Genomic DNA, 10,675 nt, shown 5'->3' with positions numbered 1-10,675 from the left:
AACCTATGAAACGCAGCCGCTACGGTTTAATGAGCCGTATGCGGAAGTTCAAGGGGTTCGCGCCATTTTTTGTGATGATGGTTCCGGGGCTGATCTATTTGCTCATCTATAAGTACATTCCGATGTACGGGGTCATTATTGCGTTTAAAGATTACAACATGATGGACGGCATTATGGGCAGCTCATGGGCTGATCCTTGGTACAAATACTTCCGCGACTTCTATATGTCGCCTTATTTCAGCCAACTGCTCGGCAACACGCTGATCATCAGCTTGTACAAGCTGGTCTGGGGGATGGTGCCGCATATCGCGTTAGCTGTGTTTTTTAACGAATGCCGGCTGTTATGGCTGCGCAACCTCGTTCAAACCTTAAGTTACATGCCGCATTTTTTGTCCTGGGTGATCATTTACGGCATCGCCATTGCGTTCCTGTCCCCGAGCTCGGGACTGATCAACAAGCTGATTGCCGATTTCGGAGGTATGCCGGTTTCATTTTTGACGTCAAACGAGCATTTCCGCGGGATTCTTGTAGCCACCGATTTGTGGAAGGACCTGGGCTGGGGCGCGATTATCTATTTGGCGGCGATGTCCGGCATCGATCCGACGTTATATGAGGCGGCCAAGGTGGATGGAGCGAGCCGCTTCCGGATGATCTGGAGCATTACGCTGCCCGGCATCCGCAACGTGATTGTGCTGATGTTTATCCTAAAGCTCGGCCATTTGCTTGATGCCGGCTTTGACCAGATTTACATCATGTACAACATCAGCGTATATCCGGTAGCGGATATTTTGGATACATGGGTGTTTCGTACCGGTCTGGAGCAGCTCGACTTCAGTTTGGCCGCCGCGGTAGGACTTTTTAAGTCGCTGATCGGCATGGTTCTGGTCATCGGGGCCAACTCGCTCTCCAAGAAATGGGGGGAAGGCGTATGGTAAAGCCCGGATTGGATCGCATCTTCAACGTTCTGATGTACGCCGTGCTGATGGCGGTTGGCGCCGCCGCCTTGTTTCCCCTGCTGTACGTAGTGTCGGTTTCGATTACTCCATACGCCGAGGTCATGCGCAACGGAGGGTTTATTCTCATCCCCCGGCAAATTACGTTTGCCGCTTACGCCGAACTGCTGAAGCAGAACTACTTGCTGACATCGTTTAACGTAACGGTGTTTATCACGGTGGTCGGGACGCTGATTAATCTGGCGATCACTTGCTTGTTTGCTTATCCGTTAAGCCGCAAAAACTTGCCGCTGCGCAGCTTCTTTCTGTTTCTTGTCGTATTTACGATGCTGTTTGGCGGCGGGATGATCCCGACGTATCTGATTGTCAAACAAACCGGGCTGCTCGACAGCGTGTGGGCGATGATCGTGCCTACGGCGCTCAGCGCATTTAATCTGCTGATTCTGAAAAGCTTCTTCGAAAATTTGCCCGAGGAGATATTCGAATCCGCCCGAATGGATGGGGCAAAGGAATTCCGCATTTTGCTGGGCATCGCGATTCCGCTGTCGCTGCCCGCTTTGTTTACGGTTGGTCTATTTTATATGGTCGGCCATTGGAATGAATTTTTTCAGGCGATTATGTACATTACGAAGCGGGAGCTTCATCCCCTGCAGGTCATCGTCCGCGAAATGCTGACCAAAAGCCAGACCGTTGTCGACAACGTCGATGAAGTCATTCCTACCACGTCGCTGCAGATGGCCTCGGTGATCTATGCGTCGCTGCCCATTATTGTCGTATACCCGTTTATTCAGAAGCATTTCAGCAAAGGGATGGTCATCGGCGCCATCAAAGGGTGAGGATCAAGGCGTTTCATATACATAAAAATAGACAAGAAAGAGGGAGTTATATGTTCAAAAAAGTTGGGCTAGCGTTAAGTGTTGTGATTGCAGGCGGGGCCGTGCTGACGGCCTGCTCGCCGGGGGGGGACGGGCAAGACGGCGGCCACGGGGGATGCGGCTTCGTCCGCTCCGGCCAAGCCGGCCAAAATCGAAATCGCGCTGCGCGGGACCGCCGTCGGTCCGCCGTCCGAAGATCCGCTGAAGCAGGCGATCGACAAAAAGCTGGGCGTTGATCTGACGTTGTCGACGGTCGCGATGAACGATTACGAGAATCAGCTGAACGTACGTCTGGCAGCGGGCAATTTCCCCGACGCATTCGAGGTGGATTCGACCTCCAAGCTGAAGGCGTTTGTCGATAAAGGTCTGGTGCTGGATTTAACTCCTTATGTCGCCAAGCTGAAGCCGGTCAGCGATTTTCAAGGCCAAGCCGATTTCGACAGGGGCAAGCTGCAAGGCAAACAATATGCGATTGTACGGGATGCGGATGTGCCGTTCTCGTCATTTTGGGTCCGGCAGGACTGGCTGACGAAGTTGAATCTGAAAGCGCCGACCAATCTCGACGAGTTGTACACGGTGGCGAAGGCGTTTGTGGAGCAGGACCCGGACGGCAACGGCAAAAAGGATACTTTTGGGATCACCGGCTTCGAGTTCGAGGCATTTTCCTCCATATTCGGCGCATTTGGGGTAGGGGCGCCCGACGCGCTTTATGTCAAAAACGGAAAACTCGTCAGCGGAGCCACCGACCCGCAAGCGAAAGATGCGATTGCGTACGCGAAGAAGCTGCTTGACGAAGGGCTGATCGATCCTGAGATCATCACGAACAAAAACAATGCCGACGTCGACAAAGCGTTTCAGGGCAAGGCCGGCATTATTTTTAAAGGCTGGAACAATATTTCCCGCAAGACATCGTATGACAAATACAAAAGCATCAATCCGAATGCCGAATGGGTGCAGTTTGATTCGCCCGTCGGTCCGGGAGGCAAATTCGCCGGAGGTTTCGACTATACGAAAGGTCCTGCTTATTTCATGGTATCGAAGTCGGTCGAGAAGGACCCGGCCAAGCTGCAAAAAATTATCGACGTATTTAATTACACCGCAACGGAAGAAGGGCTGCGGCTTGTCAGCTACGGCGTAGAGAACAAGCATTACAAGATGGATGGCGGCAAGCTGACCGCATTGCCTGCGCTGGATACAGAGGGCACCAACTTCTGGATTTACCAGCTGGCCGGCCGGAACGAGCTTGAATACTTAAAAACCAAATTCGCATATATCAGCAAGGATGTGCAGTTTGCGATCGACCAGCCGCGGATCAAGATGCTGAACGGCGCAATTTACGAGTATCCGGCCGGATTTAACAAGGCGGATGCCGACCGATACGTCAAGGAAGAAACGATCAAGTTCCTGTTCGGAAAACGGCCGCTAACCGAATACGACAGCTTCACGAAGGAACTCGATACGACGTTTAAGTTTAATGCGTTTATGACTTCGGCGGAAAATCAGCTGAAGGAGAAAAAGCTGTTCCAGTAATCGATGATGGGAGGGAAGTGAAGGCTCCCCTTCTTCTCTAGGAGGCTGATCCATATGATACCGGCAAAAGAGCAGTTATCCGCAGATGTGCTTGTCGTAGGCGGGGGAACCGCGGGCTGCAATGCGGCGATCGCCGCCGCTCAGGAAGGCGCGTCCGTCATTGTGGTGGAGATGGACGCGGCGGTCGGCGGAGTCGCTACACGTTCGAATATCAGCAGCTATCATTACGGTTCACGCGGCGGGCTTCAGGATCTGGTGGACAAAAAGGTCATGGCCCGGCAAGCGGTATTTGGCGGACGCGACTCGCTTTCACACCCCGAAGCCAAACGATCGGTGTACAGCGAAATGCTGAAGGAGCACGGCGTTCGCGTGTTGCTCCGGCATACGGCATTTGATGTTTGGGTCGAAGACGGCCAGGTGGCCGGAGTTGTTGCCGCCGGTCCGGCCGGGGTGGTGGACATCCGGGCTAAAGTAACGATCGATTGCTCGGCGGATGGAGATATCGCGGCAGCGGCCGGAGCGAATTTTACGGTTGGCCGGGAGTTCGACGGAATATGCCACTTGTACTCGCTTACCCCACGGACGGTAGCGAAGCATCCGAGAACGGGCAAGCTGCAGCTCGGGCAGCTCAACTTTGACGCGGGGTGGGTGCATTCCTCCAGCGTGCTCGACGTGAGCGCCGCTTATATGGAAGGCCGCGCGCATCTTGCCAAGTATTTGACGGAAGGTCCCGGTTCAGGCCAGCATCTGTTGTCGGCGGCTCCGAAATTAGGCGTGCGGGAAGGGCGGCATATTACCGGCGATTACGTCATGAACATGGACGATTTCCTGTATGATCGGCACTTTGACGATGTGGTATCGCGGGCGTGCTCTCATTATGATACGCATGCCAAAGATTTGGGCAACGAATCCGATTTTGCACAAATTTGGCTGGTCGTGCTTGATATGTTCGTCAAAGGTTCATATTGGTGCGATATCCCCTACCGCAGCCTGCTGCCGAAAGGAGTTAGCGGCATGCTGGTGGCAAGCCGCGCGTTGTCTGTCGACCGCGAGGTGTCGATGGGAGTTCGCATGCAGCGGGATATGCAAAAGGTCGGCGAAGCGGCGGGGGTGGCGGCCGCGATAAGCGCCGCCCGCGGGCTGGAGCCAAGACAGCTGCCCGTGGCCGAGCTGCAGCGCAGGCTTGTGGAACGCGGCGTGCTGAAGCCGCACGATTTGACCCGCACGGAAACGGCCAATTTGACGTTTCAGCATGGCGAGCTTGCAGGGGTGCCGATCAGCAGGGAATACTTGTGTAAAATGAGCCCGGCTGAAGCGGAACGTTTGGCGCAAAAGCTGGCAGCTTATATAGGCGCGAAGGAAGAAGGCTTCGCGATCTGGTGGCTGGTTCAGTTAGGCAAGCCGGCGGAAGCGCCGCTGCTTGGCCTGATGAACGGCAAGGGGGAATACGCCTGCCGCAGGTCGGCGGCCTTCGCGCTTGGTTTGCTGGGCAGCGAAACGGCGGTTCCGTTCCTGCTGCGTATGCTGCGAAGCCGGGAGGATGACCGTCCGCAGCATTTGAAGCCGTATCCGAAGTGGGTTGCGGCCGTTATCGTGCTTCGACTGCTGCGCTGCAAGGATGCGTATACTGATGTCCTCGCGGCGTTGGAGGAGAACCACTCGGCAAGCTTTAATACATTGCTGCTGCAATATTTGTATGAACGGTGCGGAGAGTTGTCCCGCGAGCAGCAGCTGGACCTGACGGAACGGCTGCAGCGCTGGTTCGAGTGTCCCGGCGTGGGCGGCGATTATACGGCGCAGGGCGATCTTGTGACGACGTCGATCCGCTGGAATATGGCCAGCTGGGTCGGGCTTATTATGGCGGCGGCGGGGCACCCTGGCGGTATCGAGCTGTGCCGGCCGTATTTGAACGATCCCCGGCAATATGTCAGATTGGCCATTGCTGCCGGCATCGAACGCATGAAAATTCATCTTGCTGAGCATACAGAGAAAGGATGTGCGGCGCGATGAGAACAGGACAATATGATGTTGCGGTTGTGGGCGGAGGGATTGGAGCGGTTTTTCATGCTTGTTCGCTTGCCGAACGCGGACATAAGGTCGTCATTGTGGCGGAAGGCGGATCCCTGATGCAGGAGCTTGGATTGTGCCGCCTGCCGTTTCCCGCTGCGGCCGAGCTGGCTGCGCGTCATCCGGTCGTCCGTACTTGGCTGGAACTGCTGAAGCGGCACGGAGGGGCGCAAGGCGATTTTCTGGATCCGGTATGGGTGCAGCTGCTGGCGGACAGATGGGTTCGTGAACGGGGTATCGATGTCATCTTTGAGGTTGTTCCGGTAAGGCTGCTGACGGAAGCGGAAATGGCGGAGAAGTCTGCCGGTGTGATTGAGGGAACAGACAACATGGACGTTGCGGAAAGCAGGCAAGCAGGAACACGTAGGGCCGCCGTGCAAATCGCTACGCGGGAAGGACTGTGGGAAGTGCCATGCAAAATCGCGGTAGACTGTACGGAGTCGGCGGTGCTGGCCAAAAGCTTGTTCGGGAGCACGTCGGTTCTCAAAGAGAGCGGGCACACGTTCTGGGCGTTAACGACGCTCAACGGGGACCGGTTGGAGCAACCGCTGATCTCCCGCTGCGGTTATGACGAGGCCGTTTGCGATATTCGCATCGCGCCAAGCTGCTGGGAGAACGAGTTTTCCATTACCGTTGCGGTATCTGCTGCGGATAAGGAGCTGCGGGGGGAAATCGCCTTTCTTGGGGCGCTTGAACAGGTGTTTCTGGAAACGAAGCGGCAGACCGGATTCGAATGCGGGGATCTGGTCCATGTCAGCGAGCTGAGCTGGTCGACGCCTGATTTTGTGCTGAATGCATCCGGCGAAGACGCTCGCCAAAAAGATGGCGCAGCAGCCTGGGTAGCCACTCCCGATGGCCGCACCGTTGCGATTGGCTGCTGGACAGCGGCAGCCGAAGCGGCGATTCGTGAGGCGTCTCTGTGGGATCAAGGCGGCGTGGCGGTCAGATTGCTTGCGGAGGCAGGCCTCGAAGCCGCCGATTATGTGCATAACCAGCTGATTGGGCCGGGCTGCGCGGCGTCGGGCGAGCGGATTCCGGAGAGGGCCGGCGGCTGAAACGCAGCTGTCTGGCGGCAGATCTGGCTGCGATTCGTGTGCCGCTTGCGGGCTAATTATGAAGTCCGCCGCCAAACGTCGGTTAACCATGCCGTCTATGTAACAAACGTCGGCTCATGCCGGGGTTATACACGAGCCTATTCCGAGCTGATTGGAATAGGCGCTTTTTTTTGACCGGACAGCAGCTGCATAATGCAAACAAGGCGCTGATCAAAGCGCATAACTCAAGCAAGCGCGGTGTGCAGCAAATCGTAAATCTGCTTGCCGACCAGCAGCAGCGTAACCACGATAAACAGCGGCTTGACGTACCGCGAGCCTTTGCGGATGGCGACTTGGGTGCCGATGAGCGCACCGACGATCATAGCGATGCCCAGCGGCAAGCCGTAGCCGATATGTACCGAGCCGAGCAGGAAAAACATCAGCAGGCTGGAAACATTGCTGGCGAAATTAAGCACCTTGGCATTAGCGGACGCGCCGACGAAGTCAAAGCCAAGAAACAAGAACATAAAGAGTAGGAACGAGCCTGTGCCCGGTCCGAAAAAACCGTCGTAAAAGCCGATGGCAAAGGACAGCAGGGCAACAATCGTCTTTTTCCAGCCGGTCATCACGGTGTAGCGGGATTCCTTGCCCCAGTTTTTTTTCAGCAAAGTGTAGATGGTTACGACCACAAGCAGTACGACAACCAGCGGCTTCAAAAATTCGGAAGGCATCTGTTTGACGGCGTAAGCGCCGAGTCCCGAACCGATGAAAGACAGCGGGAACAATGCGAGCACCAGCTTCAGATTGATTTTGCCGGAAAATAAAAAACTCACGGTGCTGGTCAACGACGACAGCGTGCCGCCGAGCTTATTGGTACCAAGCACCATGGTGGGCGAAAGTCCAGTCAGCAATAAGGCAGGCAGGGCAATCAATCCGCCGCCGCCAACCACCGAATCGATAAAAGCGGCAACAAAACCAACAGCGACGAGAAATAACAGCATATCGAGGTTTGGCAATTGAAAAATATCCATCTAAAAGGTCAACTCCCGGTTAGAAAACATGCCTTTACATTATACAGCAGGGCCATGTTGTCGACAATTGTCGATTTGTTCAAATGATTTCCATATAAGAGCTAAAATCGATTGCGATGAGGCGATGTCCATGATATGCTCGGAAATGGACAACCAAATTGTGGAGAGGATGAGTGCACAATGATTCACAAGCTGGAGCATATCGGCCTGTTTGTCAATGACATGGACGCTTCGGTGCGGTTTTATTCCGAGGTGATCGGACTTAAGCTTGTTCACCGCGCACGTCTGGAGGACGGAGTGGAGCTTGGTTTTATGTCGTTCGAGGGCTCGGACAATATTGAGATTGAACTCATCGGACGTGGTTCAAGCGACAAGCCGGATAACGGCAAGGTCCATCATATCGCGTTTACGGTCAGCGATATCGAAGCGGAAGTGGAGCGGCTGAAAGGTCTTGGCGTGAAGCTGCTTGACGAGACGCCGCGTGTCATTCTGGACGGCGTAAAAATCGCATTTTTCTTTGGGCCGGACGGAGAGCGGCTGGAGTATTTTGAGCCGAAGCAGGGATAGTCATTGATCTGTATGGTTGCAGGAACGCACCGTAACCGCTTTCTTTTTCCTTTGCTTGGGGATAAAGATGGCGGTTTTATTGCGTTGTGACCTTTATCACAGTTGCCTGTTTTTAAGGACATGTAAAATATACCTGACGAAACAGAGGGGAGAGACACCGATGATAGAACCGTTGCGACCGTTTTTGCAGCTGTCGGACGCAGTAGTGATAACCGATTGCCGTCACGTCATCCTTGAGGTAAACGCGGCATACCAACGTGTGACCGGCTATAACCGCGAGGAAGTGATCGGCCGCGCTGCCGGCCTGCTGCGGACCAAACATACTCCGCTCAGATCGTTTCAGAAAATGAAGGAGTCGTTGTCCCGGGGAAAAGCTTGGTCGGGGATTTTCGTAAACCGCAAAAAAAGCAATGACATCTGGCATTCGTCGATTACGATTACGCCGTTTTTGATCGGCGATCAGACGTATTACGTCGGCGTATTCCGCGAGCTGGAGCAGTTGAATGAAGGCGTGTATATCGACGAAGACGGAAAAGACCGTTTACAGGGCGCCCTGCTCAAGATGCTGGCGATGTCTTGTGAAATCCGCGATCCCGGCATTGAGCAGCATCTGATGCGTGTCCAGCGGTGGACCGAGCAGCTCGTCTATGCTCATAATCAGCGCTGCGGGTTAAAGCTGACGACCGATTACATGCAGGCGATCACCCATGCGAGCATTTTGCACGATATCGGGAAATCCGGCATTCCCGAAGGAATTTTATATAAACCGGGTCCGCTGGCGTCGTATGAACGGATGATTATCAACACTCATCCGCAGATCGGGGCCGACATTCTGGCCAAGGTAACGGGAGAAATGAACGAATCGTGGCTGGCCCAGGACTGGGCGACGGCACACAACATTATTTTGCATCATCATGAAAAATGGAACGGCACCGGTTATCCGTATGGTCTAGCCAAAGAGCAAATTCCGCTGGAGGCGCGTATTGTTACGGTGCTTGACGTATACGATGCTTTGGTCAGCCGGAGACCGTATAAGGATATGTGGACGGAAAACGATGCTCTGGCTTATGTGGTGAGCGAAGCGGGGATCAGCTTTGATCCGGATATTGTAGAAACGTTCGCCGGACTGCAGTTGGAGTAACTTGGCATACTTACGGCTTTACACATGTACATAACGATGTTTGTTTCGGACAAAAGCCCTCGCTGCCCTCGCGGTCTCAGCAAGGGCTTTTTGCCGTAGGCCGTAGGGCACTGCTGCTGTACGGATTAACCGCTGAGGAGAGAAAAACCATTTTTTACTGAATATCGTCTTGGCATGGCTGGCAGAAGGTGGAATAATAAGGAGGAATGGGAGGTTTGCCGGAATGAGCAAAACAATGGGGTACACATCGTTATTTTACGCTTTGATTTATATGAGCACCGGAGCCTTTTTCTCTTATATCAGCTTGTATTTCACCGAAATTGGCCTCGGCAATTTGCAAATCGGCATTCTCACTTCGATTGGAGCGGTTATCGGCCTTGTCGCGCAGCCGTTATGGGGCATAATCAGCGACCGCTCGCCTTACAAAAACCGGGTGCTCGTCATCTGTACGCTGATGTCGGCCTTAAGCGTCTGGCTGGTTCAGCTTTCCGGCAGCGGCTTCTGGCTTATCTTGCTTGGCATGTCGGTGTTCAGCTTCTTTCAAGTGGCCATCAATCCGCTCAGCGATGCCATTACGCTGGAGCTGTCGTCCAAGGGCATCGTGAAATTTTCCGGGGTGCGCACGTTTGGTTCAGTCGGTTATGCCATTATGACCGGGGTGGCAGGTTGGATTTTTGCGCGCGATATTCACAGCATCTTTCTCGTAACGTCGCTGGTCATGCTGGCAGCGTTCGCCAACACGTTTTTGCTGCCGAAGGTGGAAGGGCACCAAAGCGGGCGAAAGAAGGTCAAGCTGGTCGAGCTTTTTAAGGACCGCACGCTGATGGCGCTGTACATCTATACGTTTATTTGCTCGACAACGCTGGGGTTCTTCTTTTCGTTCCATGCGATATACAGCCAGCAGCAGGGAATCAGCATGGAAGTCATCGGACTGGGGCTGGCGATCGGTTCATTCAGCCAATTTCCGTTCATGCTGTTTTTCGACCGGATATTCAGACGTTTCGGGATGATCAATATATTGCTGTTCTCAGGGCTTATTCACGTGGTGCGCTGGCTGCTGTATGCGACGGCGCTGACGCCGCAAACGGTGCTGGTGATGTGGGTGATTCATGGGGGAACGTATATATTGTTCTACTTGTGCCTCGCCGAATACGTCAACCAATATGTCATGAAGGAGCTGAAGGCCAGCGGGCAGATGATGAACGCGGTCACCTTGCTTGGGATCAGTAAAATATTCGGCGCTGTGCTTGGCGGCTGGTACGCCTCCAAGCTGGGGTTCGCTTCCGCATTCGGGTTGTGTGCGATCTTAAGCGCCGCCGCTGTGGCCGGATTCTGGTGGGCGACGCGCTATACCGGGCTGTTTAAGGAACTTCAAACGGGCTGGAAAAAGGAACAACCGCAGCAAAACATTTCATTAAAGGGGTAGTTCAAAAAGCCGGCTTTTTGAACTTGCGCTTATAATCAATGAAGGAGTGGC

Annotated in this window: 10 protein-coding genes; 9 read left to right on the top strand and 1 reads right to left on the bottom strand. The window is 54.1% G+C overall.

All coding sequences use genetic code 11. The annotated features are described in order from the left end of the window. The first annotated feature begins 29 nt into the window (after positions 1-29). Genes EYB31_RS05515 through EYB31_RS05490 form a run of 6 tightly spaced genes read left to right on the top strand, consistent with a single transcriptional unit; the run spans position 30 to position 6,480 of the window. Positions 30-935: an ABC transporter permease gene (locus EYB31_RS05515; RefSeq protein ID WP_240762137.1), complete on the top strand. Its 906-nt coding sequence runs from the start codon at positions 30-32 to the stop codon at positions 933-935. Continuing rightward, complete coding sequence (locus tag EYB31_RS05510) at positions 929-1,789, top strand: carbohydrate ABC transporter permease (protein ID WP_131012285.1); 861 nt, start codon at positions 929-931, stop codon at positions 1,787-1,789. The genes EYB31_RS05515 and EYB31_RS05510 overlap by 7 nt, the downstream gene beginning before the upstream one ends. A gap of 50 nt (positions 1,790-1,839) precedes the next feature. Next, positions 1,840-2,064 (top strand): hypothetical protein, encoded by a 225-nt coding sequence (locus EYB31_RS05505; protein ID WP_131012284.1) that lies wholly within the window; start codon positions 1,840-1,842, stop codon positions 2,062-2,064. Between the two features lie 7 nt (positions 2,065-2,071). Then, on the top strand, positions 2,072-3,358 hold the full coding sequence (locus EYB31_RS05500; protein WP_165452230.1) for a type 2 periplasmic-binding domain-containing protein: 1,287 nt from the start codon (positions 2,072-2,074) through the stop codon (positions 3,356-3,358). Between the two features lie 54 nt (positions 3,359-3,412). Further along, positions 3,413-5,368, top strand: a complete 1,956-nt coding sequence (locus tag EYB31_RS05495) for an FAD-dependent oxidoreductase (protein WP_131012282.1) — start codon at positions 3,413-3,415, stop codon at positions 5,366-5,368. Further along, positions 5,365-6,480, top strand: a complete 1,116-nt coding sequence (locus EYB31_RS05490) for an FAD-dependent oxidoreductase (RefSeq protein ID WP_165452229.1) — start codon at positions 5,365-5,367, stop codon at positions 6,478-6,480. Before EYB31_RS05495 ends, EYB31_RS05490 begins: the two co-directional genes overlap by 4 nt. Before the next feature lie 224 nt (positions 6,481-6,704). On the opposite strand, the gene EYB31_RS05485 is transcribed toward EYB31_RS05490, so the two are convergent. Next, positions 6,705-7,490, bottom strand: coding sequence for a TSUP family transporter (locus EYB31_RS05485; protein ID WP_131012280.1), 786 nt, complete (start codon positions 7,488-7,490; stop codon positions 6,705-6,707). A gap of 180 nt (positions 7,491-7,670) precedes the next feature. On the opposite strand from EYB31_RS05485, the gene EYB31_RS05480 reads away from it, so the two are divergent. The 3 genes from EYB31_RS05480 to EYB31_RS05470 all read left to right on the top strand — a co-directional run bounded on the left by EYB31_RS05480 (position 7,671) and on the right by EYB31_RS05470 (position 10,624). Continuing rightward, on the top strand, positions 7,671-8,057 hold the full coding sequence (locus EYB31_RS05480; protein ID WP_131012279.1) for a VOC family protein: 387 nt from the start codon (positions 7,671-7,673) through the stop codon (positions 8,055-8,057). Positions 8,058-8,217: 160 nt separating this feature from the next. Beyond that, on the top strand, positions 8,218-9,198 hold the full coding sequence (locus EYB31_RS05475) for an HD domain-containing phosphohydrolase (protein ID WP_131012278.1): 981 nt from the start codon (positions 8,218-8,220) through the stop codon (positions 9,196-9,198). A 223-nt stretch (positions 9,199-9,421) separates the two neighbouring features. After that, a complete protein-coding gene (locus tag EYB31_RS05470; protein WP_131012277.1) occupies positions 9,422-10,624 on the top strand; it encodes an MFS transporter in 1,203 nt (400 codons plus the stop codon). Positions 10,625-10,675: the final 51 nt, after the last annotated feature.

Origin of the sequence: Paenibacillus thalictri (genome assembly GCF_004307995.1) — a bacterium.
GTDB classification, from domain to species: Bacteria; Bacillota; Bacilli; order Paenibacillales; family NBRC-103111; genus Paenibacillus_AF; species Paenibacillus_AF thalictri.
This window is presented reverse-complemented; position numbering and strand designations above follow the sequence as displayed.

Coding starts and splice junctions, on each gene's coding strand:
- EYB31_RS05505 (WP_131012284.1), top strand. CDS start 1,840: ATGTTCAAAAAAGTTGGGCTAGCGTTAAGTGTTGTGATTGCAGGCGGG.
- EYB31_RS05495 (WP_131012282.1), top strand. CDS start 3,413: ATGATACCGGCAAAAGAGCAGTTATCCGCAGATGTGCTTGTCGTAGGC.
- EYB31_RS05470 (WP_131012277.1), top strand. CDS start 9,422: ATGAGCAAAACAATGGGGTACACATCGTTATTTTACGCTTTGATTTAT.
- EYB31_RS05475 (WP_131012278.1), top strand. CDS start 8,218: ATGATAGAACCGTTGCGACCGTTTTTGCAGCTGTCGGACGCAGTAGTG.
- EYB31_RS05480 (WP_131012279.1), top strand. CDS start 7,671: ATGATTCACAAGCTGGAGCATATCGGCCTGTTTGTCAATGACATGGAC.
- EYB31_RS05490 (WP_165452229.1), top strand. CDS start 5,365: ATGAGAACAGGACAATATGATGTTGCGGTTGTGGGCGGAGGGATTGGA.
- EYB31_RS05515 (WP_240762137.1), top strand. CDS start 30: ATGAGCCGTATGCGGAAGTTCAAGGGGTTCGCGCCATTTTTTGTGATG.
- EYB31_RS05485 (WP_131012280.1), bottom strand. CDS start 7,490: ATGGATATTTTTCAATTGCCAAACCTCGATATGCTGTTATTTCTCGTC.
- EYB31_RS05510 (WP_131012285.1), top strand. CDS start 929: ATGGTAAAGCCCGGATTGGATCGCATCTTCAACGTTCTGATGTACGCC.